The organism is Cohnella sp. GCM10012308 (genome assembly GCF_042649185.1).
Taxonomy (GTDB): Bacteria; Bacillota; Bacilli; order Paenibacillales; family Paenibacillaceae; genus Cohnella.
Map to the genome: position 1 here is coordinate 38,632 of NZ_JBHRYU010000023.1, position 24,963 is coordinate 63,594.

The 24,963-nt window shown below is 61.7% G+C and carries 13 protein-coding genes; 1 reads left to right on the forward strand and 12 read right to left on the reverse strand.

Annotation, left to right across the window (positions count from 1 at the left end; translation table 11 throughout):
- Position 1: 1 nt before the first annotated feature.
- From ACFOTD_RS22175 to ACFOTD_RS22210, 8 genes are all read right to left on the reverse strand, one after another.
- Positions 2-1,702, reverse strand: coding sequence for a sensor histidine kinase (locus tag ACFOTD_RS22175; RefSeq protein ID WP_378122174.1), 1,701 nt, complete (start codon positions 1,700-1,702; stop codon positions 2-4).
- 766 nt (positions 1,703-2,468) lie between these two features.
- Entirely contained in the window at positions 2,469-2,606 is a 138-nt protein-coding gene (locus ACFOTD_RS22180; protein WP_378122118.1) for a hypothetical protein, read from the reverse strand.
- 102 nt (positions 2,607-2,708) lie between these two features.
- Complete coding sequence (locus ACFOTD_RS22185; protein ID WP_378122120.1) at positions 2,709-8,162, reverse strand: S-layer homology domain-containing protein; 5,454 nt, start codon at positions 8,160-8,162, stop codon at positions 2,709-2,711.
- A gap of 248 nt (positions 8,163-8,410) precedes the next feature.
- The gene (locus ACFOTD_RS22190) at positions 8,411-9,691 is read right to left on the reverse strand and encodes an ABC transporter substrate-binding protein (protein ID WP_378122121.1); all 1,281 of its coding nucleotides are present in this window, start codon (positions 9,689-9,691) and stop codon (positions 8,411-8,413) included.
- Between the two features lie 263 nt (positions 9,692-9,954).
- On the reverse strand, positions 9,955-10,791 hold the full coding sequence (locus ACFOTD_RS22195; protein ID WP_378122122.1) for a carbohydrate ABC transporter permease: 837 nt from the start codon (positions 10,789-10,791) through the stop codon (positions 9,955-9,957).
- A complete protein-coding gene (locus tag ACFOTD_RS22200; RefSeq protein WP_378122123.1) occupies positions 10,788-11,669 on the reverse strand; it encodes a carbohydrate ABC transporter permease in 882 nt (293 codons plus the stop codon). The genes ACFOTD_RS22195 and ACFOTD_RS22200 overlap by 4 nt, the downstream gene beginning before the upstream one ends.
- Positions 11,670-11,738: 69 nt before the next feature.
- Positions 11,739-13,130 carry an ABC transporter substrate-binding protein gene (locus ACFOTD_RS22205; RefSeq protein WP_378122124.1) on the reverse strand — a complete coding sequence of 464 codons (1,392 nt, stop codon included), beginning with the start codon at positions 13,128-13,130 and terminating at the stop codon, positions 11,739-11,741.
- A gap of 669 nt (positions 13,131-13,799) precedes the next feature.
- Complete coding sequence (locus ACFOTD_RS22210) at positions 13,800-14,702, reverse strand: ArsR/SmtB family transcription factor (protein ID WP_378122125.1); 903 nt, start codon at positions 14,700-14,702, stop codon at positions 13,800-13,802.
- A gap of 144 nt (positions 14,703-14,846) precedes the next feature.
- On the opposite strand from ACFOTD_RS22210, the gene arfA reads away from it, so the two are divergent.
- Positions 14,847-16,358, forward strand: a complete 1,512-nt coding sequence (gene arfA / locus ACFOTD_RS22215; RefSeq protein WP_378122126.1) for an arabinosylfuranosidase ArfA — start codon at positions 14,847-14,849, stop codon at positions 16,356-16,358.
- 412 nt (positions 16,359-16,770) lie between these two features.
- Here the strand turns inward: arfA and ACFOTD_RS22220 are convergent, their stop codons facing one another.
- From ACFOTD_RS22220 to ACFOTD_RS22235, 4 genes are all read right to left on the reverse strand, one after another.
- A complete protein-coding gene (locus tag ACFOTD_RS22220; RefSeq protein WP_378122127.1) occupies positions 16,771-17,718 on the reverse strand; it encodes a sugar phosphate isomerase/epimerase family protein in 948 nt (315 codons plus the stop codon).
- A gap of 35 nt (positions 17,719-17,753) precedes the next feature.
- A complete protein-coding gene (locus ACFOTD_RS22225; RefSeq protein ID WP_378122128.1) occupies positions 17,754-18,950 on the reverse strand; it encodes a hypothetical protein in 1,197 nt (398 codons plus the stop codon).
- Positions 18,951-21,608, reverse strand: a complete 2,658-nt coding sequence (locus tag ACFOTD_RS22230; protein WP_378122129.1) for a glycoside hydrolase family 2 protein — start codon at positions 21,606-21,608, stop codon at positions 18,951-18,953.
- Between the two features lie 71 nt (positions 21,609-21,679).
- A complete protein-coding gene (locus tag ACFOTD_RS22235; RefSeq protein WP_378122130.1) occupies positions 21,680-24,955 on the reverse strand; it encodes a hypothetical protein in 3,276 nt (1,091 codons plus the stop codon).
- Between the last annotated feature and the right edge of the window lie 8 nt (positions 24,956-24,963).

Consider the following 24,963-nt stretch of genomic DNA (forward strand, 5'->3'; position numbering starts at 1 on the left):
ACTACTCCTCCTTGTATAACTTGTGCGGAAAGCGCAGCTCGATCGACGTGCCTTCGCCCGGCCGGCTGCGGATCGAAAACGAGCTTGTCGGTCCGTAATAGATTTCCAGGCGTTCCCGCACGTTGCGCATGCCGTACCCTTCCTCCGTCTTCCGGATATCCGCCATGCCGACCCCGTCGTCGGTCACCGTGAACGACAGGAACTCCCCGTCCTTAACCCCCGTCAACCGCACCGTCCCCTCGCCGACCTTGGGCTCGAGTCCGTGATAGATGGCGTTCTCGACGAGCGGCTGGAGCATGAGCTTCATAATCTCGTAGCTCATGATGTCCGGATCGACCTTTTCCTCGTATTTGAACCGGTTGTCGTAGCGGAGGTTCTGGATGATCATGTAGTGCTCGATATGCTTGAGCTCCTTGTAGACCGGGATCGTCTCCTTGCCTTTATTAAGGCTCAGCTTGAAGCTCTCGGACAGCGACAGCGCCATCTGGGCGATATCGTGCTTCTCCTCGAGCATCGACATCCAGTAGATCGAATCGAGCGTATTGTATAAAAAATGCGGCTTGATCTGCGCTTGCAGCGAACGCAGCTCGGCTTCCCGCTCCTTGAGCTGCGCCTGCAGTAGCCGCTCGCTCAGCACCTGATAGTCCGCCGTTACCCGCTGGAACGTCTGCCCGATGACGCCGACCTCGTCCGCGAGAAACGCCTCGCCCGCCTCTGGCGCAGAATGGCCCTTGGCCCAGTCGCCGATCATTTTTTTCAGCTGCAGCAGCGGCTTGGTGATCGTACCCGACACAAAATAAGATACCGCGAGCGCGATGCCGGCCATCAGCGCGGCCAGCAGTCCCGTCGTCAGCGTGATGCGCTGGGATTGCTGAAGCAGCGTCTTGGCCTCGACGAAGTGGACGAACATCCAGCCGCTCGTCGCGTTCCGGTACTGGCTGTACAGGTAGCCGGCCTTGCGCATGTTCGCGAACATCGCATCCAGGCTGCCGCCGATGCCGACGCCGGACGTGAGCGCCGGACGCAGGTCGTAGACGACGACCGGATTCGTCTCCCGCGTATCGAGTACAAGAAACCCGCTCTCGTCGCTCTCGTTGACCGTCTGCTCGAAAATCGACTTGCGGATGTTAATGACGAGCAAGCCGATCTTGTCCCCGCTCAGCCGGTTCGGATCGCGCAGCAGCTTGACGCTGGAAAACGCATTGCCGTAAGGCGATTCCTCGAGCACGTTGTAGCCGAAAAACACTTCCTTGCCCTTGGCCTGCTCGGCCTGCGCGTACCAGTCCGTGCGCTCGATCAGTCCGCGCGTCTCCTCGGAGCCGTACTTCCCGGCCTGCTCCGAGCGTCCGTAACAGACGGACCGGAAATTGCGGTCGAACAGGCAGATCGAATCGATATTCTGGATGTCGAACAGATTGGATACGACGATATTTTGCAGCAGGTTGGCCGTGCGGACGTCGATGACGCCCTGCCCGTCCGCCTTCGCCTCGCCGCTCCGGTACAGCTCCTGCCGAAGCTGGTCGTTGGACAGAATGATGCGGTTCATATTAATAATGTTGCGCATGAGCAGATCGGCGACTTCGCTGGACGTCTTGAGGTGGTCCGCGTTAGCCTGTATATGGTTTTGCACGAGCATGTCCTTGGAAATGTTCAGAGAAACGTAGCCCAGCACGAACAGCGGCGGAAGCGACACCAAAATCATGGCCGCCAAAAATCGGCTTCGGATCCGGGGAGGCCTGAGTTTAAGCAAAAAACGGCGGAGTCTCGTTATCATGGCAAGCATCCTTTACGGGCATCGCAGGTGTATTGTAAGCGGAACCAATCTTTCAGTGCGCCCGGCTTGCCGCGCATTAGCGAATAGCGAATGAAGGTGCGGCTGCACGACCCGTTTCCTTTCATTGTAACCAATCGCGCACGCAATATTAAGGTACGGATTTTTTAGGAAAGCTCCGCGTTTTTAAGGAGGCGGGCGGGTATCATCCGACTGTGTGCCGTCACAGATCCGGAAACTCTCGAATTCCGCTCCGCGCCGCTGCTTAACCGCCGCCGATTCGTCTTTCATCGACGCCGTCCCCGCCGCCCCGCCTCCGACCCGCGCTTCATCGCCGCCACCACCGCCGCTGCCCCGCCGATCCTCCTCCGACCCTCCGACCCTCCGACCCGCCTCCGCCCCTCCGATCCGCCTCCGACCCGCCGCCCCTCCGATCCGCCTCCGACCCGCCGCCCCTCCGATCCGCCTCCGATCGAATAGTGGCTAAAAGGCTTTTATTTTTCCTCATCGATTCACGTCAAAGTAAATAAGTGTCAGAAGGCAGTTAATTCCTGCGAGAGAGGCGTTTCTGCCCATAATTCAGGGCATTAACTGCCTTTCAGCAACTAACTTGCTCGTTTTGCGATTGCGGCACGGAATTAGCTGCCTTTTAACAACTAGCGCCTCCCTACGATCGCCCCGTCACCTCGTCACCTCGTCACCTCGTCACCTCTGTCACCTCTGTCACCTCTGTCACCTCTGTCACCTCTGTCACCTCTGTCACCTCTGTCACCTCTGTCACCTCTGTCACCTCCGTCACCTCCGTCACCTCCGTCACCTCCCCCAACTCTGCCACGTCCCCGTCCCTGCTCCGCCCCCTCTCGCTGCCTCCCCCGCTGCGCAGAAAAAACGCCAAGCCCGGGGGGCTTGGCGTTCATTGCGCCTTTCTAGCACACTGTTACTTTTGCAGCAAATTGTACACCGACTGCGCGGCTTCGGCGCGGGTCGTTACGCCTTGCGGCGCGAACTGTCCTGCGCCCCGGCCCGACAGCAGGCCCAGCGACGAGGCTTCGGCCACGTACGGCGCCGCCCAAGCGGCGATGCGGTCCGCGTCGGCGAAGCTTGCGCCTGCGCCGGCTGCTGCCGCGGTGCCGTGCAGGTAGCGGTACGCCTTCACGATCATCGTCGCCATCTCCTGGCGGGTGATCGCGCCGCTCGGATCGAACGTGCCGTCGCCGCGGCCCGTCACGATGCCGGCTTCAGCCGCCAGCGCGATCGGCTTCGCGTACCAGACGCCTGCCGACACGTCGGCGAAGGACTGCTTGCCTTCGTCCGTCAGCTTCAGCGCGCCTGCCAGCAGCTGCGTGAACTCGGCGCGCGTGATCGTGCGGCTTGGCTCGAACGTCGTCTCGCTCGTACCGCCGACGATCTGCTTGGCCGCCAGCTCCTTGATCACTTCGATCGCCCAGTGCGAAGCCGGGACGTCGGCGAAGTTCTTGGCGACTTCAAGCACCGCATACTTGCTAAAGTGTTGAATCTGCGCGACATAAGCGCCATCCACATACTTGCTGTCGACATACTGGCGCTGTCCGTTGCCCGCCAGGTAGAAAATGCCGCCGAGCTTCGGATTCGTGACGCCATCCGCCTGCAGCGTCAGCGTGATCGGCGCGTCGAACGTCGTCACGGCCGTGCTGGCATCGCCAACGACGACGGTTAGCGTGAACTCGATAACGTCGCCTGCAAGGCGTACGTTCGTCGCATCGGTCGATGCTCCAACGGCCTGCGCCGCCTCAGCAGCGTCAACTGCCTTAAACGATACTTGCACCTGCGCATCGCCGAGGCGATCCGCCGGGATTGCGGCCGCAAGCTGCTTCACTACGGCTGCCGGCAGGTTCAGCGACAAGCCGTCAGCTTTAAGCGCCAGGCTCTTGCCATCCGCCTTGCCGAGCAAGCTCGCAGGCAGCTGCGCCGTCTTCGTGCCTGCAGGCAGCGTCACGGATGCACCCGCGTCGCCCACCGTCAGCATCGTATCGGTCACCTTCAACTTGCCTTCGGCATCAGGCTGATTCGTCTCCGTAACCGGCGTCGTCACCGGCGGCACATACGGCGGCACATAGATCGGCGCGATGGTGAGGCTCGCCGCTACCGTTGCCGTGCGTTCTTCCGCATCCGTCGCCGTGATCGACAGCGGGAACGTACCGCTGCTCGTCGGCGTACCGGAGATGCGGAGTGTCGCAGGATCGAACGTTAAGCCTGTCGGCAATCCGCTTACGCTCCAGACGTACGGCTCCGTGCCGCCCGTGGCCGTCAGCGTCAGTACCTGATCGTACGCGCTGCCTTCATTGCCCGATACGATCGCGCTGCCCGCAGCAGGCGACGTAATCGCGAGCTCCTCCACCCCCGGATCGACCGGATCCGACGGCGAGACGGTCAGAGACGCCGTCATTTCCCGGGAAACATTGGCGGAATCCGTCACGCGAATGACGACTTCGTACGGGCTCTCGGCATCCGTGCCCGCAGCCGGAACGCCGCTAATCTTCTGCGCTCCAGCATCCAGCACCAGCCCTTCCGGCAATCCCGTCACCGTCCAGGCGTAAGGCTCCGTGCCGCCATAAGCCGCCAGCTGCACGCTGTATGCCGCGCCAACCTTGGCTGCCGGTACGGCTCCGCCTTCCGGCGCGCCGATGCCCAGCACGTCGCCGATGGCCAGCGTATTCGTGACCGATACCTTCTCGTCGTTCGCGTCCGTCGCCGAGATCGTCACCGTATACGGACTGCTATCTACTGCGCCGTCCGCCACGGTGCCCGTGATCTTGCCCGTCGCAGCGTCGAAGCTCAGTCCCTCCGGCAGTCCCGTCACGCTCCACGTATAAGGAGCGGTGCCGCCGCTTGCTTCGAGCGCCAGCGTCTGATCGTACGCCACGCCCGGCTTCGCGGCCGGCAGTGCCGCGCCGTCCACCGGCTTGGCGATGTTCACGGCCGTTTGCGTCACCTGCAGGGAATCGATGCGCAGGTCGGCGGCTTCGAATACGACGTACACCGTATGCGTACCCGCAGGCGCCGCCGCTACGGCAGCCTCGACTTTCACATAACCAAGTTCATTGACCGTCTGATCGGCGGCCGTCGGCATGACATAAGTCGTCTTGCCCGTGACCGGCACGGCGATCGTCGCGAACGGCTCGGCCGTCGGCGAGTCCGCCCGCAGCGTAATGTTGCCGCCCGCTCCGTTCGTGCCTACGCTTGCTTCGATTTTTTTGGCGCCCGTGAAGTCCGTCTTCGGCAGCGCGACCCAGGAGCCTGCGCCCTTAGACATGACCGCGTAGTATTCGCCCGCGATATTGTCTGCGCGAAGGCTCTCGACGGTGTTCGCCTTCGAAGCCTCGCGGTAAGCGACCGCATAAGAATCATAAGCATGGTCGAACACGTTAAATGCCGTCTTGGCATCCAGCGTCGCGAGCGAGTCGCCGGAGATCGCGATGTCTTTGGTCGACCGGATATCCTTGGAGGAGCGGCCGATCATGAACGTGTAGGCGCCGTCTTCGACGATATAATCGCCCTTGTTCACGTCCCAGATCGCCAGGTCCTTCGGATCGACGCTGAGCGTGACGATTTTGTGCTCGCCCTGGGTCAGCTCGACCTTATCATAGGCGACCAGCTTTTTGGCTGGCACTTCTGCGCCGTAGGCGGAACCGTTTTTCCGCGCGTACAGCTGCACGACCTCGGAGGTCGTGATCGAGCCTTCGTTGGTAAGCTCGACGGATACGTTGAACTTCTGATTCGCCGCCGCAGCGCTCGGCGCGGTGAATTCCTTGTACGTGAAGTCGCCGTAGGAGAGGCCGTAGCCGAATTCGTAAGTAATCGGCGCATTCGTGAACATATAAGTGAGCTTGGCTTCGACCGGATCGGCGTTGAACATGTCGGACACGAAACGGGGATCGAGCTGGTCGACGCCCGAGATCGCCGTGTTGCCTTCCGGAATCGAATACTTGTCGATCGCCGGCAGCGCGGACATATCCGCGTACCAGGTCGCGGACAGGCGGCCGGTCGGCGCGTAGTCGCCGAACAGAACGTCCGTCAGACCTTGCGCTTCGAACTCGCCGGAGTATGGCTGCGTGATGACGGCCGATACGTTCGGATCCTTCTGGATCTCTTCCATGATGACCGGCGAGCTCGCGAGGAGCACGACGATCGTCTTCTTGTTTTTGGCCGCGAACGCCGCCGCGACATTGTGCGCGATCTTGTAATCGTCGGCGCCGAGGTACAGGTCGGCACGGTCGGAGCCTTCGCCGCCGCTGTTGTTCGGATGCGCGCCGACGAATACGAGCGCGTAGTCCTGCGTGTTGGCCATCGCCGCGATATCCGCGCCCATGCCCGCTTCCTGCACGACCGTCTTGTCGAACTTCGCGCTATTGTCCCGCGCGTTGAAGTTGGCGATCGTGCCGATCGTCGAAGCCCCGGTCGCTACGGCGCCGTCCGCGCCGGTCGTCAGCAGGCGTCCGCCGAACAGGCCCGTCTGAATCGCCAGGCCGCCCGAGACGATCGATACGGAGCTGCCGCCGTTCGGTTCGAAGCGGAGCTTGGCCGGCACGGTGCTGTTGATGCCCGTAGAGGCCAGCGTCGTCCAGTCCGGATTGGTGAGCAGCAGGTTTGCCGTAGCGGTGTTGCCCACGCCCGTGCTGTTCGCGGTCGGCGCCGTCACCCAGAGGCCGTTGGCCTTGGACTTCAAGCTGACTGCGTTCTGGCCCCAATCGTAGTAATCGAACAGCTGCGCATCGGTCAGCGCGTTCGCGGCGCCCGCGAAGCTCGCGTTCAGCTGCGCGCCTGCGCCCGTGCTTGCGGTGACATACTTGCCGTTCGCGGCCGACTTGAGCGCGACGACCGCGCTGCCGGTCGAGAACTTCACGTTGCCCGCGCCGATCGTATTCAGGATCGAATACAGCGGCGTCTTGCCCGCGTTCGCGAGCGCCGCCGGCGTCGCCGCGGCGTAGCCGGGACGCATACGCATGTCGGCGTACGCGCCGATGACGGCAGCCTTCTTGCTCTTGGCCAGCGGAAGCGCTTCGTCCGTGTTCTTGAGCAGGACGACCGATTCTCTCGCGGCTTGCAGCGCCACCTCCTGGTGGGCGGCCGTGCTGAAGTCGGTGAGCGTCGTTGCCACGTCCTTCGCCTGACTCGCGAACGGATAGTTGATCGGCACGCCGCTTGCGTCGACTTCATTAAAGATGCCCAGGCGGGCCAGCTGGTTCACGATCGGACGGCCGGCTTCCTCCACGTCCTGGAGCGTGATGCCGTACAGCCCTTCCTTGACGGCGTTCGCCAAGGTGACGACGTCCGTCTTGTCCGTGCCCGAAGCGCGCACCGACTCGGAATGCGCCAGCACCATCAGCGCGAGCGCGTGCTTGCGGTCGAGCGTATACTGCGCGTCGAACCCGTTGCTGAAGCTTGTGTTGAACAGATGATTCTCGCCGTTGAAGTCCGGCGACGAATACATGCCGTAGCGTGCGAGCTGGCTGCCCAGAATCATGTAGGGCGAGATGATGTTCGGCACGCCGTTCGTGCGGCCGAAGGACGTCATGACGCCGGCGACCGAGCCCGACTCCAGCCCCTTGAACGCCGACGGAATCTGGTATTCGTAGATGGCCCGCGCGCCGGCGTTCGTGCTCGACGTCTGGCGGAACCACTCCGCGTTATACAAGGAAAAGTGCTTGGTGCCGACGACCGCGCGCTGCCAGAACCCGTCCTGGCTCGCCTCCTGGTCGGTGCCGGCAAGGCCGGAAGCCATGTTGTCGATCAAGGTTGCCGACAGGTAAGGATCCTCGCCGTAGCCTTCGGGCGTCCGCCCGTTGAGCGGATTGACGCGAACGTCGGAGAGCGCGGTAAAGGCGATCGAACGCGACGTGTTGGAACCGTTATGGATGTTGGCCGTTCCCTGCTTGACGTTCAGCTGGCTGATTTTCTCGCTGCCCATGACCTTGCCGACCTGCGAGACGAGCGCTTTGTTCCAGGTCTGCCCGAGGCCGACGAGCGCGGGGAAGTCCGTCGATACGCCGTATACGTTGTCCGCAGCCGCGAGCCCGCCCGGGACGATCTTGCCCTTGTGCCCGCTGTTGTCCGCGGCGTCCATAACGAACGTATAGTTGTCCCGGATGCCCGTCGCGTACAGTGCCGCGCCCTCGAGCCCGATGTAGTCATAGTACGTATCCACGAAGGCGTCGAGATGGCTCGGATTTCCGTCGAACAGCGGCATGCCGTCGAATGTGCCGCCCGTCTGCGTTTTAAAGGAAATTGCGCCTCCCGGCTCTGCCGCCGAAGCCGCCGGTGCATGCGCGCCCAGCGCCAGTCCCGCCGACAGCACGCCGGCCATCAGCGCGGATACGCTCTTTTTGCCCGTGCGGACGATTGTCTTGTTCATTTGCACACCTGCCGTTTCTATCAAATATGGATCGATCGTCTCCTGCCCGCCGCATTCGGGCCCGCCCGCCCGCTCGCCATCACTCCTCCGTGCCGGCGCAGGATCGCCGATGTCATGTTTCATTGTAAGCGGTTGCTTCCCGCGTCATAAGTGCGCCAAATTTTAGTTTTAGTCCTCATTTTTAAGACAAAAAAATTCCGTCTCCCCGAGGAGAAACGGAACAGATGCTGCGGCAGCCGCAAGCCGGCTTATCGCGACGCATCGTCCAGCGCGGCTTGCAATTCGCTCATATAGGCGGCCGGCGTATAGCTCGCGTCCGCGAGCAGCAGCTGCGCGCCGTTCCATGCCAGCAGTTGGGTCCGCGCATCGAAGCGCGCCTCGAACCAGAGCGAGGTCCGCGACATGCCGTCCAGCTTCTCTTGCACCATCCGGGTGAGCGGCGGCATGGCCGACCTTGCCGTATCCGAATTGAAGCCCGTGATCATGCCCAGTTCGTTCATCGCCCGATCGCCGTAACGCGCAAACGCGTACTGAATAAAATCGCCCAGTCCGTCATCGAACGATTCGCGCGAGAAGGAGGTCGTCACGCCTGCGTTCACGGGATATTCATCCAGGGCGCCCTGGCCGCCCGGTACGAGCGGAATGCTGAAAAAACCGATGTCTTCCGGCGCGATCCGTCCTTCGGCGGCCGTGTTCAGATCTCTGACCGACCAGCTTCCCGTGTAAATCATCGCGGCTTGACCTTGCGTGAACGCGCGGAAGGCCGATCCGAAATCGATCTTGTTCGCATCCTGCCCGAAGTATCCCGCCTGGCCCATCCGCTGCACGGCGTCCGCCGCTTCGACGAAGCCCGGATCCGTCAGCTTCAGCTCGCCCTTGTAGACGCGCTCCATCGCGTCCGCGCCCAGCTTGCGAATGGCGTAAGCGTTGATCAACCGCGTGATCGGCCATTTGCCCTTGCCGGCGACGGCGAAGGGCTGAATCCCTCCATTTTTAAATACGCTGGCGGCCCTCACCATGTCGTCCCAGGTTTGCGGCTCGTCCAGATGATAACGGGCGAACAGCCGCTTGTTGTACCAGAAGCCCTCGATGTTCAGCTCGAGCGGCAGCGCGTACAAGCCCGCGCCGTCCGCCATCCGCTCCAGCAAGTCGACCGCGACCGGGTTGAGCTTGTCCGCGATGCCCAGCCGGTCGAACGTGCCTTGCAGCTCTAGGACCGCGCCGCTGCGAATCATGTCCAGAAGCGGCTCGCCGGACTGAAAGGAGAACATTTGCGGAAGATCGTTGCTCGCGGCAAGGAGCTGGACCTTTTGCGTCAGATCGTTATTCTGCACGCTTTCGATCGTGAAGCGGAAGTCCGGATGCGTCTTCGCGTATTCCTGCGCGAGCTCGCTGATGATGCGGGTGCTGCCGGATTTCTCGTTGCCCGCGGTCATGTAAAGCACCGGCACCGGCTTCACGGAGCTGGACGGCGTCGCCTCCGCGCTCAGGTCCTGCTTCGCGCAGCCGGTCAGCGCCGCCGCCAGCAAAGCCGGGAGAAGCCCGATCAGCCAGACGCGAAGGACGCGGCCGCTCGATCTGTTCGATCTGTTTGATCTGTTTGATCTGTTCGATCTGTTCGATCTATTTAATCTGTTCGATCTATTTAATCTGTTCGTCAACGGTCTACCTTCGTTCTGTGGAAGTGGCGGACGGCAAAAAGACTCCGTCCGGAGTCTTTTCATCATAGCCGATATCCGGCCGCAGGCATAGCGAACCGGCGGGGGACGCTCCCCGCGCCTGTCCGCCGCGTTCAACCCTTGACCGCGCCGACGGTCATGCCGCCGACGAAGTATTTCTGCAGCGCGAGGAACGCGAGCAGCAGCGGCAGCGCGCACAGGATGCAGGCCGCGAACAGCACGTTCCACTGCGCCGGATTCTGCTGGTCGCCGAGGAAGCCGAGCATGGCGACCGGAAGCGGCGCCGCCAGCGTTTTCGTGATAAACACCATGTTGAAGAAGTAATCGTTCCAGATCCAGACGCCCTGCGTGATGACGACCGAGACGGTCACCGGCAGCAGCAGCGGGAACACGATCTGCCAGTATCTGCGGAACATCCCCGCGCCGTCGATATGCGCCGCCTCCTCCAGCTCCTCGGGCACGCCGCTGCGGATGAAGCCGGTGTACAGGAACGTGGAAAAAGGCAGGCTGCACGTGATGAACATGAGAATCGGCGTGTATTGGTTCATCGGAATGCCGACGGACTTGATCATCTGAATGATCGGGATGAGCACCATCTGGCCGGGCACGACGAGGCCGGACAGGAAGAACAAGTACAGGAACTTGCTCGTCCGGCTGCGGATGCGCGCCATCGGATAGGCGGCCATCGCGGCCAGCAGCACCACGAAAATAACCGAAACGCCGGTCAGCACGAAGCTGTTCCACAGCGCGGTCGGGAAGTGCATGCGCGTGAAGGCGGAGCGGAAGCTCTGGAACGTGAATTCGTTGAACCAATTGAGCGGGTCTGTCATATTCTTCGGCGACCGCAGCGAGCTGGACAGCACGATCAACAGCGGCACCAGGTTGAGAAAGACGAGCGCGAGCAGCGCAATATGGGTGAACGAACGCTTGGCTAGCGAGGCGGAGGTCATGCGGAGATCTCCCTTCTGTTCAGCGTGAAGACGAACGCGGCGGTGATGACGATGATCAGCGCGAACGAAAGAATGCCGAGCGCCGACGCCTTGCCGAACAGCTGGTCGGTGAACGCCATCTTGTACATCGCGTAGATCAACGTATTGGTCGACGTGCCCGGACCGCCGTTGGTCATGACGAACGGATAGTCGAACGCCTTCAGCCCGTTAATGACGCTAAGCGTTACGTTAATCGTGACGGAAGTTGCGAGCAGCGGAATCTTGATGAAGCGCACGAGCTTCCAGCGTCCGGCGCCGTCGATTTTTCCCGCTTCGATCAGGTCCATCGGCACCGTCTGCAGGCCGGCCAGGAAGATGATCGTGCTCGTGCCGATGTTTTTCCAAATATCGACCGCAATGATGGAATAGAGCGCCTTGTCGTAGCTGCCGAGGAAGTTCGTATCGATTCCGTTGATTCCGATCTTATGGAGAAAAGAGGCAATCAGTCCCTCTTCCGGCATGTACACGTAGCTCCATATGAAGCCGACGACGATCGCGCTGAACAGCGTCGGGATGTAAAATGCCGAACGATACAGACCTTTGGCTCGAATATTCGCATTCAGCAGGAACGCTATCGCAAGCGCGACGATGTTGCCCAGGATGACGGTGACGAACGTGTAAATAAGCGTGTTGCGGACGGACAAGCCGAGAATTTCCTCGTGGAACAGCGTTTTGAAGTTGGAGAGTCCGACGTAGTTGAACTTCTGGACATAGCCGTTGTAATCGGTGATGCTGTACTGGAACAGCTTGAGAATCGGAAAAATCCAGAACAAGCAGTAGAAAAGGAGGGCCGGGAGCACGAACCAATACATCGTCTTTTTCATCACGGCACTGTTCATGATGCTTCTTTCCTTTCGGCGTGAATTGCATCAAGGGGGAACCTCGCTCCCCCTTGATCTCGCAGGCGATCAGCCTTTATAAAGCTCTTTGTACTTGTCCTGCATCGCCTTGGTGACGTCCTCGGCCGTCGTTTTCTTGCCGCCGATGATCTCCGCGAACTTGGACTGCATGACGTCGCTGACGCCTGCCGGCCACATTTGGTTGGAGAAGTAGAACGCATGGCCCGTGCTCTGGATCTCGGTCAGCACGTCCTTGAAGATCTCGTTCTTGAGCGTCACGCCGTTAAACACGCTGATGGACGGATTGGACGCGATCCACGCCTGGAACAGCGGGGACTGGCCGTCGTACAGATACTCGAAAATTTGCTTCGCGACGTCCAGATGCTTGGACTTGGCGTTCAGCGCGTACCCGGCTGCCGTCGCCGCGGAAGCGTAGACCGGCTGGCCCGCGTCGTTGCCCGGGAGGGAGAAGAAGCCGCGATCGAAGCTCGCCGCGCCTTGCGCGGTGAGGCCCGGCAGATCCCAGGTGCCCGTGAAGATCATGGCCGCCTTGCCGTCGACGAACTGCTGCATCGCTTGCGCGCTGGCCATGCCGAGCGAGTTTTTAGACACGTAGCCCTTGTCGTACAGCTCCTTGTACTGGTTGACCGTCTTGACCCACTTGGCGTCGGTCAACTGCGTCTCGCCGGTCTGCAGCTTCTTGTCGAAGTCCGGATCGGACGGGTAGACGGAGTTGGCGGCGAGCTGGTACATGCCGAACTGGATGACCCACGGATCCTTGTCGCCCATGACGATCGGCGTGACGCCGGAAGCCTTGAGCTTCTCGGAGGCGGCGACGAAGCTGTCCCAGTCCTTGGGCACTTCCGTGATGCCCGCCTTCGCGAACAGATCCTTGTTGTAGTAGGTGCCGAGGATGTCCATGCCCTTGGCGACGGCGTACGGCTTGCCCTCGTAGCTCATGTCGTTCATGGCGGCCTTGCTTACGTTGTTCCAGAAGCTGAGGTCGGACAGGTCGGCCGCGTAGCCGGCCTTCGCTACCTCGATCGCGCCCATGTTCGCCATGTTCGGGAAGACGAGGAAGATGTCCGGGCCTTCGCCCGTCGCGAGCTTCGACTTGACGGTCGTGTAGTACTGCTCGTCGGGCAGCTTCTGTACCTCGAGCGTGACGTTCGGGAACTTTTCCTTGACGAGCTTCGGCAGCGTGTCGAGCTCGAAGTCGGCGCCGTCGGCGGCCTTGGAGCCGGAGACGAGCATGCTGAGCGTGACCGGCTCGGCGCTTGGCGTGCTTGCGGACGGACTGGCCGACGCGGATGCGGACGCCGATGCCGATGGGCTGGCGGCGGACGAGCTCGCGGCGGACGGCGATGCCGTATTATTGTTATTGCTGCCGCACGCGGCGAGCGCGACGGTGAACAGCGACGCCACGGCGACGCCGGCGACTTGGGATTTCAATGATTTCATGCTTGACTCCCCCTCATGGTCTTGCAGCTTGTTAGCCGCTTACATTTTTCATTGTAAGGGCCGCCGCCCGCCGCCATAAGCGCGTCATTTTTTAGTTTGATTCCTCATTTTTAAGAGCGGAGCGAGGGGGCGGCCTTTGACGACCTCATGCCATTTCTCACGGTTCCGCACCAAACCTCGACCCCCGTCGCTGACCAAGGATCCTCTATTTGCGCCAGAAACGACGTAAGCGGAGGTTTACCGGACACAAGGGACGCTATTGCGTGCAAATTCCTACTTTCGCACATGAACGTCACTGGCGCAGGGAGCTCGCCACTCTCCCGCGGACACAGAGTTGGGGAGTTACCGGACACAGATGACGCTATTTACGTCGTTAACGGTGTTTTGGAGCGTTACCGGACACAGGGGACGCTATTGCGTGCAAAACCGGTTTTTCGTGCCTCCTTCGGAAGAAATAGCGGAAACACGGTCCGGAAGACCGCCAATATTCGCTTCATGCGCTTAAATAACGCCCCCATGGTCCGTAAAACCGTTCCCCCATCTGCATCTCCGTCCAGTCCACGCAAGCTACCTGCCAAACGCATCGCTTCCCGCCCCGAACCAGCCAAATCACAAAAAAAAAGACCGAAGCGTCACCGCCTGGTCCCAACGCAAATATAAACGCGCTCCCTACACATAATAGCTGCGAACGACAATGTCCTGATCGTAGTTGCCGAAGCCCTTGCCGTAGAGCGTGAGGCCGCCCCGGCCCCGCCCGGTATCCTCCGCGGCGATCCGCAGCGTCCAGTTCATCGCGCTCGTCTCGATATCGCGCAGGCCGACGCCGGATATTTTCTGGCCGTCGATGTAGGTGCCCTTCTCCTTGATGCGAAGCACCTTCATCAAGCCGTATTGATTGACGTCCGAGTGCCACCATTCCGGCGTCAGCCGTCCCCGTCGATCGCCAAAGTCGCCGGGGCTCGTCCACACCCCTACGGTCTTGCCGCCCAGATCGAAGCGGATGTCCGACGGCCAATTCTCGTTCACGCGCGGCGCCTCCGAACCGATCTCGAGCGAGATCTCGATCTCGTGCAGCCGCTGGTCTTTGTACAAATAGTTCGGCAGCTTGTACTCGACCCAGCCCTTGGCCATCCACAGGATGCCCGCGTTCACCCGCTCCGGCTCCATGAAGCAGACCGGATTGTCGAACTGGCCGACGACCTTCTCCGTCGTCGCGATGCCGCAGGTCGGCCAAGCCTCGTAATCGGTATATTGGCCGATCGGCAGGGACAGCTCGTGGCAGCTTAACGAGGCGGGGGCGTCCGGAGACAGCTTGATCTGCATGAACTCGGTTTTCACATAACAGAGCTTGTACGTCCCGCCGTCCATCCGCTTCATCTTGCTGCCGACGATGCCGGCTTCTTCGAGCTTGCGAATGTGTCCGCTGACGACCGCGTTGCTCAGGAACAGCTCTTCCGCCAGCTCCTTCACATGCCGTTCTCGCTCGTAAAGCTTGTCGATGATCTTTAACCGGACTTCGCTGGCCAGCGCCTCGTAGATGCGGAGCGCGTTCGAATCGGTAGAGAGTAACACTTGCTCACCATCCATATAGGATTTTGTTTTATGTTAATCCTGTAATTAATTATTGTCTGTCAAAACCTATTATGTTACGAATAATATAGGATTTCAATGTTTTATTGAATTTTGTTTAAACTTAATCCTTAGGAGGTCAACTTCATGACAATACGCTCTCATATGCTGATCGACAAGCACTTCACGCTATCCGCAGTAGATCCTAGGATGTACGGTTCCTTTATCGAACACTTGGGGCGCGCCGTATACGGCGGCATCTACGAGCCCGGTCACCCGACTGCGGACGAGAACGGATTCCGCCGCGACGCGCTGGAGGCGATCCGAGCGCTTCAGGTTCCGATCGTGCGCTATCCCGGCGGCAACTTCGTGTCCGGCTACAATTGGGAGGACGGCGTGGGACCCAAGTCGGAGCGCAAGCAAAAGCTGGAGCTGGCTTGGTGGACGACCGAGACGAACGCCGTCGGCACGAACGAATTCGCGGATTGGGCCAAGCTGGCCGGCACGGAAGTAATGATGGCCATTAACCTCGGCACGCGCGGCCCCGACGCCGCGAGAAATCTCGTCGAATACTGCAATCACCCTTCCGGCTCCTACTACAGCGACATGCGCATTTCCCACGGCTACCGCGAGCCCCATCGCTTCAAGACGTGGTGTCTGGGCAACGAGATGGACGGGCCCTGGCAGATCGGCGCGAAAACCGCGGTCGAGTACGGACGTATTGCCAACGAGACGGGAAAAGTGATGCGCTGGGTCGATCCGACGATCGAGCTGGTCGCCTGCGGCAGCTCCTCCAGAGGCATGCCGACTTTCGCCGAATGGGAAGCGACCGTCCTGGATCTCGCCTACGATCAGGTCGACTACCTTTCGCTGCATGCTTATTACAACAATAACGCGGGCGATACGGCCAACTTCCTGGCCAGCTCGCTCGATCTCGACCAGTTCATCGGGGGCGTAGCTTCGATTGCCGATTACGTCCAGGCGAAAAAGCGCAGCAAGAAAAAAATCATGCTGTCGCTCGACGAATGGAACGTCTGGCACTCGATCGGCACAAGCCGCGCGAGCGAACGCTGGCAGATCGCGCCGCCGGAGTTTGAGGACGCGTACACCTTCGAAGACGCGCTCGCCGTCGGATGCTACCTGATCACGATGCTGAAGCACGCCGACCGGGTGAAAATGGGCTGCCTCGCCCAACTGATCAATACGATTGCTCCGATCATGACGGAGACGGGCGGCTCGCTCTGGCTGCAGACGACGTACTACCCGTTCCTTCATGCTTCGAATTACGGCAGGGGCACGGTGCTGCAATCGGTGGTCGATTCTCCGAAGTACGACGCCAGGGACTTCACCGACGTTCCTTACCTGGAATCGGTCAGCGTGTTCGACGAAGAGCAAGGCCTCCTGACGATTTTCGCGGTGAACCGTCACCTCGAAGAATCGATGGCGCTCGACGTCGACGTCCGCAGCTTCGGCGAAGCGCATCTGCTGGAGCATATCGTACTGGAAAGCGACGATCTGAAGGCCATCAACACCAAGAACAATCCGAACCGGGTCGTCCCTCGCACCGGCGGCGAATCCAAGATCGATGCTGGACGCGTGCAAGCCGTACTCGGCCGCGCTTCCTGGAACGTCATTCGGATCGCCACGACGAAGGGCTGATTGCTAGGAAAACCAAAAAGACCGGAAACGGCTGCAGGGACTTGAGTCCCTTGCCGTTTCCGGTCTTTTCTTTATGGCTGACAGATAGCCGGCTAAGGTGTGTCGGTTGTCTGGGCGGAGGGAGAGTGCCCGTTGCACGGTTTTTCCGTGCAACGCCGCTCCCAGGCAACTGATCCGCCGAGTTACACGGTTTTTCCGTGCAACGCCGCTTCCAGGCAACTGATCCGGCCGAGTTACACGGTTTTTCCGTGCAACGCCGCTCCCTCGCAACTGCTCAGGCCGAGTTACACGGTTTTTCCGTGCAACGCCGTTCCCGAGCCACTGATCCGGCCGAGTTACACGGTTTTTCCTTGTAACTGGCTCCCCCGAGTGGCGGTTCGGATCGGGTCAAGCTTCCCTCAGCTACGCCTCCCTACCGTCCCAGCAGCACGTCCTCCCGCTCGCGGAAATAGGCGGCCGTCTGCAGGACCATGCGGTCCAGCAGCGCCTTGTCCGGCTTGCCGTACATGGCCGGATACGGATCGCCGCCCGGCCCGAGCGGCTCCGGGGTGACGTAGCGGCCGTCGCGGTTGAAGCCGAGCAGGTACAGCGCCATGATGACGGTGTCCACGTCCAGCGAGCCGTCGCCGAGCGCGCCGCGGTTGCTGTCGGCCATGTGCAAATTAAGCAGCCGGTCGCCGGCCGCCAGCAGCGCCTCGCCGATATGCGACTCTTCGGATTGCATATGATACACGTCCGCATTGATATGCTGCACGCCGGGATGATTCACATCCTTAATATAAGCTTCGGCGTCCGCGATCGTATGAACGTAGCTCGTCTCGGCGGAACGGATCGGCTCGATGGCCGCCTTGATGCCGTGCGAGACGAACAGGTCGGCGACGAGCCGGAGCGTCTCGGCGCTGCGCGCGAGCTCCATCGCATCGTAAGGCGCCGGTCTGCCGACCGCGCCCGGCACGACGAGGACGTAGGAGCCGCCGACCGATGCGACAAACTCGATCTCCCGCTTCAGGTAGTCGATGGCGGCCTGGCGCTGGAAGGCGCGGTTGCTGGACAGGTCGTTGTCAGCGGAAAAAATGCCGCAAATGCCCGCGACCTTGATGCCGTGCGCGCCCAAAATGCGCAGCGTTTCCTCCTTGCGGTAACCGAGGTCCGGTCCGTAATGGTTGCCGTGCAGCTCGATGTAGCCGATGCCTGCCCGCTGCAGCCGTTCGGCCGTGTCCGCGAGCGTCTCCATGCCGAAGCCCCAGTTGCTCCAGGACAGGTTCAACCGCCGCTCGAGCCGCTTCGGATCATTTTTTTTCAGCGCCTCGAACGCCTCGCGGATCTTCTCGTTCTTCACTTCATAGACTTGTCTGGACATCGTTTTCTGCTCTCCTTTATGTCGCGGCGCCCGGATCAGGGCATCTCCGGATGGTTCGGTCCAAAGTGCTTCAGGAACACCATAGGCTCCCACTTGCTCCGATTGACGATCGCGACGCCCTCGCGGGCCGCCGCCTCGCCGACGAAAAACTCGTCTCCGCTCATCTGTCCGAACCGCAGCATGACGGCCGCCTCGGCGTCATGAACGCCGAAGGTGCCGTGGCCTTGTAGCAGTATCGTACCATACGCAGCGGGATCCTGGACGACGACCATCTGACCCGGCTGCACGGTCAATTCCTTGGCGCCAAAGTATTCGTTGCCGTACGTAATCCACTTCTCCGTATGGCGTTCGTCCGAATGCGCGCACGCGATCGGCGGGCGGAAGTAGTTTTTCTTGTAATGCGGGTCCACGTTTTTCTCCCAGTCCATCAGTCCGAGAATGTAGTCGATGTTGCGCTTCTCCGGCTCGGGGCAGTTTTCCGTCAGAAATTCGTACGGATACACCTCGCCCCACACGACGTTCTCGTGGACGGAATTGACGTCGCTGTTCCACTGCGGCTCGTACGTCAGATACGAGCCCGGCGCATGCACGACGCCCGGCGGCGTATACCAGCCGGTGCCAAGCTCGAGCCGATAGGCCCGGGACAGCTCGGTGATCCGGTTGTCGCCCGCTTCGAACTGCAGCAGGCGCTCGCGCACCTGATCGATCGTCACGTCGGGATCGTACCCGAAGTACGTGGCGGGGAAGACGCCCGGATGATTGTTAAGCTGCGGCGGAAAATAGTACGCTTCGGGCTTGCCCATCCGGCCTACCAGCTGGGCGGAAGCTTCGTCCAGGTGCAAATGGTGGAACAGCGGCGTCTCATAGTCGAAAAACTTGGAATACATCGGCCACGTGCCGTACTTGGCGTGCAGCGCCTCTCCGATGACGAGGGGGCCGAGCGCTTCGACCGCGTCGCGGAACAGAAACTTGTCGCTCGCGTCGTCATTGACCGCCACGTAGCTCATGCCCTCGTCCGGCCTCGCCAGCGGCCCGTTCATCGCGGGAATGACCGAGGAAAACCATCGTTCCTTAATGGAGCCCCGCGCGGCCCCGTATGCGTAATAGTCGTCGGGATGAAGCCGCAGCCGCTTGCCTGCCTGTGCGAAACGGCGCGGCACGAACACGGGAGCGAGCCTGAAGATGCCTTTGCCCCGCTCGTACGTCTCCCGGATTTTAGCCAGGTCGGCCATCTAAAAAAACTCCCTTTCTTCCTGCGAATCTTGCGCATTCAAATGAGTGAACCGAATCTCCGGCAGCGATCGCCCCTCTTCTTCGCCTCCGTCGGCCTCCGCGCCCAGTCCGCCGAGGCGCCTGCTCGCGCAGTAAACCGTGACGCGTTGTTCCTCGCCGGGGAAAAGGGTAACGAAGCCTGCGTCCGCCATCGTCCAGTACCGGTCCGTCAGCTCCTCCGCGCAGACGTGAAGGATCGCTTCAACGCCATCGTTGGCGAGCAGGAACGTCCGCCTGATCGGTTCCAGATACTCGGCCTTCCATTCTTCGCCCGCTTCCTCCCACTCGCCTTCCGCCTCGAAGCGGAAGCCGCGCGAGCGAAGGCCAAGCGCCGGCCGGTAGCATGTCTCGGCCTGCGTGGAGAAATAGTAGGCGTTCTCATGCAGCGTTCGGCCTTCTCGGCGCAAACGTAGACGTACGACAAACAGCGCCGTGAAATCGGACGCGATCTCGAACGCGAGCGCGCCTACCTTCTGCATGGCAGCGCCAGACGCCGTCCGGAACGTTCCATGCCACATCCGCCGGCCCGCCGTCGTCAGCGCCTCGACCTGCAATTCGTCGCCGTCCGGCGATCCGCCGCCTCCGCTTTCCGCGAACAAATCTGCCTGAAACGTATCCCCCACGGGATAAACAAGCCGGCGATAATCGAGCGAGACGTGCGCCGGGGCAAACGCCTGACCGATCCAGTAGTACGCCATTTTGGCTTCGCCGTAGTAGTCCGTCAGCGACGTGCAGCCTACGTTGGGCCAAGGCTCGTTAAACTGCCAGACGATGCTGCCGCTGTTGCGGAACTGCCGGCGCCGGTTGGCCTCGACGATGAACCGGAGGCCCTCGGCCTGGATCCACTGGCTGCAGCGGACGAACGCTTCAAGGCCCGCCGGCTCGCCGAAAAACCAGGCGTCCCGCTCGCGCGTATCCCACCAATCGCCATGGTGGCGCCAGACAAGACTCTCGTCCATATCGGACACCCGAATATGACCCGGGCTCAGAAACTTGCGCATGCTTTTCACCGCGCACAGGCCGTCGACCCCGAATTCGCTGTGGAAAAGGCTGTCCGCCTGCCCGTAAAATTCGTAATGCTCGGGATGTCCCCTGTACTTCCAGCCGCCGTGAACGTCGTGGTTCCGCCCCGCGTCCAGCGACAGCATCTCCTGCGGACCGGAGGCCGACGTCGGGAGGAACATCCGATCCGAATCGTGCGCCTGCACGAGCGACTTGAGCAGCGCAAGATTGCCGTTGTCGCAGCCGCAGGGCCGGTTCGGCGCTTCCTTGAGCTCGTTGCCGCCGCTCCAGACCGCCAGCGACACGTAGTTGCGCCTGTCCTTGAGAGCGGCTTCGGCGGTCGCGGCCAGCAGCGCCAGATACTGCGGGTCCTCGGGCGGCGCCGAATCCATCCCCGAGCCGGACTGGACGAACTCCTGCCAGACGAGAATGCCATGACGGTCGCACAGCTCGTAGAACACGCTTTTCTCGATGACGCCCCCGCCCCACACGCGGACCATATTAACGCCAGCTTGCTTCATCATGAGCACCGTCCACTCGTACCGCTCCGGCGTCGCGGTGCCGTACAGCATATCGAGCGGCGTCAAGTTCACCCCTTTGACGTACACCTTCTCGCCGTTGATCGAGAACGTGTACGGCAGCGCGGACGCAGGGCTCTCCTCGTTAAGCATGTAACCGAGCTTGCGGATGCCTGGCTTGAACGCGCGCGCGTCCAGCGCCGCGTCTCCCTTCAGCAAGCGCACTTCGAGCCCGTAGAGCGGCTGCGCCCCGTGCCCGTTCGGATACCAGAGCAGGGGCCTTTCCACGCGAAAAGAAAAGTCTGCCTGCGCCCGGTCCGGGCCGACGGCGATCCGCTGCATCGCGAGCTCGCGTCCTTCCGGATCGGTCAGCACCGCCTCCGCGGCATAATCCTCCGCCAGAGCGTCCCCCGTCTGCGCATATTCCTCCGGCACCGCCCCCTCGACCGTCACCTTCAAGCCAACGACGCCCGCCCCGTCTTCAGCGACGTCCGTGCGAATGTGCGCTTCGCCGAGCGACAGCTCCTCGTGGACGCGCAGGTACACGTCGTCCCAGATGCCGAGCGACACGAGCCGCGCGGAAAAATCCCATTTGTAGCCGAAGCGGCTCTTCTGGGTATGCGTCAGCGACGTCCGCCCGATCTGCGACTGCTCCTGGGGCGCGTGCTCGAACAGGATGCGAAGCTCCAGCGTCTCGTGCATCCGCGCAATGTCCGTAATATCGAAGACGGCCGGAACGAACATCCCTTCATGCTCGCCGAGCGGCACATTGTTCAAGTAGACATGGGCTTTGTAATCCAGCCCCTTGCAGACGAGCTCGACCTTGCGGCCCAGATGCGCCGGACGCGGAAAGGAAGTCCGGTACATCCACCACCTGTGCTCCACCCATTCGCAGGACAGACTGTTCAAATCCCGGTGCGGATGCTGAATGTAGCCCGCCCTGTACAGATCGTACTGCACGCCGCCCGGGACGGCCGCGGGCATCCACGCCGTCACGCCTTTCATGGCTTCCCCCGTCTCCACGCTGCTCGCCAGCAGCGGCACGTAAGGGTAGAAGCCTTTGAGCTCCCACGCTAGATCGTTCAAATTGTGCTTCATGCGCTAGTTCCCCCTGCTTCGGCGCTTCCCGGCAGCAATCCGATCGATTGATCCCGGTCAATGGCTCCAGTCTAAAATTGAACGCTCGCCGAGAAGCCGAGCTTGCCGGCCGGCACGTTAAACCGGACCCATGCGGCATCGCCGCTGCGCTCGACCGCTCCTTCCAGCCGCTCGCCGTCCGCGCGCACCGTCGGAGCGGCGTCCAGATGCCGCGGATCGAAAGGTCCGACGCGCAGCTTTACCGCAGGCAGCTCATCGCTCGATTGCACGCGGATCTGCGCGCCGTCCGCCGCCAGCCGCAAGTCGTATTCCAGCTTCGCCGTCAGGCGGCGGGCGCCGTCCTCGATCAGGAACGGATAGTCGCGGATCCACACGCCGTCCCAGCCCTGCGGCAATCTCGAGATGAGGCCGAGCTCGGCCTGCTGGCTGTCGTCCACGCCGATGATGATCTTGAGCGCCTTCAAAATCTCCGCCTGCTGCACCGCGTTGCCCAGGTCGCCGAAGCGCGAATAGATCTTCTTGGCCCTGTTCACGGCGCCGCCGATCTCGGGCACGATGTATTGACGGTAGACCGGACCGTAGATGAGCTTGGCATTAAGCTTCATGAATTCCGACGCGTCCGCCGTGCGATCGAGCAGCAGGGAAGCCTGCGTCGTGAAGGCCGCGTTGTAGCCCATCGCCCACGGGACGAACTGCTCCTTGTTGACGGCGTATTCCTTCTCGTTGAGCGCATACCATTCCGGATACGTATTTTCCGGGAACAACCCCTTCGTATCCGTCGGCAGCAACAGCGGTCCGAGCAGGCTGCCCCGGCCGAAGCCGCGGTATCGGTCGGTCCAGACCTGTCCCTTTTCCTCGTCATCGACGATGTAGAACCGTTCGCTGGCGAGCTTCAGCCGTACCGCCGTCTCTTCCCAGACGCGGGCGGATTCGGATTCGCCGATCGATGCGGCCATCTCTGCCAAGCCATGCAGCGCCTCGATGCACGGCAGATCGCAGAAGATGGAGTGCCCGACCGAGATCGGGTAGCCCGAGCCTTCGCTGTCCGACCAGAGCACCTCCGTCGCCTTGGATACTTCGGGATGCTCGAACTGCCAGATGATCCAGTCGCCGAGCCCCTTGACGTCCTCCCATCTCGGACGCAGCCACGCCTCCCGCTCGGGCAGATGCTTCCACAGCCGACAGATGAAAAGCGACGTTAGACCGTGCCCGTCGTTCTCGAAGCAGCCGGTGCCGATCTCGGTGCGCGGGAACTGCAGAATGCGGTGAATGTGCCGCGGCAGACGATAGCCGTTCACCGTGAGCGACTCGTCCTCCTCCCATACGCGGGCCATCTCGAGGCACCAGTCCGCGCAGGCGACCGCCTGGTCCACGAAGCCGAAGGCGATCATCTCCATCAGCGTGCGGCCGATGTCCCGCGACCAGGCTTCGTCGTAGTACATGCCGGGATGCTCTTGCTCCGGATACAGCTTGAAGTCCATCGAGAAGGTGCCGCCGATGCCGTCGTAGCCGTAGGACAGCGCGCCGCCCGAGGAGGTGTGGTACACGCCTTTGCCGTCAACCTTGGCCGTCATGTCCAGCACGTTATGATAGAACGCGTTGGTGAAAAAGTCGGCTTCCCGCCCCCCCGTGAAACGAACCTCCGGTCCCTTGTAGCCGATCGGAATGTCCAGCGGGAACGTCTGCGGGAAGTTGTCCTCGGTCACGTACATATAGTCCTGCAGCTGGCGAATACGCGCGAGCGCCGCCTCCTCGTCTTCGCCCGCCAGGCGCAGGGAGCGGCTGCTAATGCTGTCCGTCAGCGCCGCCGACAAGCCGGTGCTTCTAGCGGGCATACCGCCCTCAGGCCGGTCTCCATTCTGAAGCGGGACGACGGTGATGCCGGTCACGACGGGCGTCAGACCCGATCCGGGCTCCGGCACGTACTCGATCCGCGCGATCGGCTTGGCCGCGGGATTGATCGACGCGATATACTGATGCGTCGGCGTGGGCTGTGCCGGATAGATGCGCAGCGATTCCTGCAGCGTGCGCCGAACCTCGGTGAAGGAGACGAACGGCTCGGGATACTTGACGAACTTCTCCCCCCACCACGCGCTCTCGCCGATGACGATCGGATAAACGCCGACCTCTCCGTCCTCATAACAAACGCGCAGAGCGCCCAAACCCTGGCCGACCGTCACCTGCTTGTCTTCCGGCGAGTAGCTGTTGCGCTCGCTCACCTTCATGCCGGCGATCAGCAAGTGCCTGGCCGCAATGCCGACGGGCAGCGAATACGGCGTACGGCTCGCGAGCAGCGTATTCGCGCCCGCCACGAACGGCACGCCGTACAGCTCCGTATATCTCGGCGGCTCGGCGACGACCTGCCACCCGGCCAGGACGTCTCCGTCTTGGACGCCGAAGTCGACGCGGAACGCTTCGCCCGCATCGATCTCGTCGACGCCGATCCATGCCGTATGCGGACCGTTGTCGCAGTCCACGACCCGGATAAACGCTTCCCGGCCGATCAGGTCCTCCACGTCCGTCTCGCTCCAGGCCGGCGGATTCGTATTCGGCGGGTATACGGTCCGCAAGATGTCTCCGGTCGCGCCGTCTACCAGCTCGACCCGGTTCTTGTTGACCTGATAAAGCTGATAGTAGCCGCGCAGCTTCAGGCGGAGCATCGGGGACACGATGGTAAAAGAAGGCGACTGGATGATGCCGGTGCCGTCGTCGCCTGCGAGACAAGAGGACAGGTGCCTGGCCGTCCGGTTTCCTTCGTAGTCGATATCCGCAAGGCCCCAGATGCCCGAATTCGCTACCGGCGCTTCCAGGCAATAGTAGACGTCCTGCGTCTCCGCCCCATGAAGCCGGACTTCCTCGACGCGGGAGATCGCGAGGCTCGCGCCTTCGCCTGCGAAGGACTTGCTGCCCTTGACCTCCAGGTATACCTGCTTGCCCTTCAGATGGCGGACGAACCATTCCCGGACGACGAACGCCTCCTTGAGCGGCGGCGCCGCCTCCTGAACGACCTCTCCGCCGTCCGCCAGCCGCAGGAAGCAGCCGCCCTCCACAGACGCGTGGTTCGGGACGTCGTAGCCGGCCAGCCGCAGCCGCAGTTGATCGCCCGCGATCGTGAACGTCGGCGAACGCAGGCTATCCGGAGCGCCGGCGATTTTCTCCCAGACCTCGGCGCCGGATTCGGCATCGTCGCCGTCCGCTCGCGCGGCCAGGCGCCAGCCGCCGGCCGACCTCCAGCCGGACCAACCCGCGCTGCCGCCCCAGAGGAGCGCCGCGCTTTTCGGCTTGGGGAGAAACGGACTGGCGGGGGCGTTCGTTTGCTTTTCTTTGTTCAGGACGGTGTCGTTCATCGGGCATG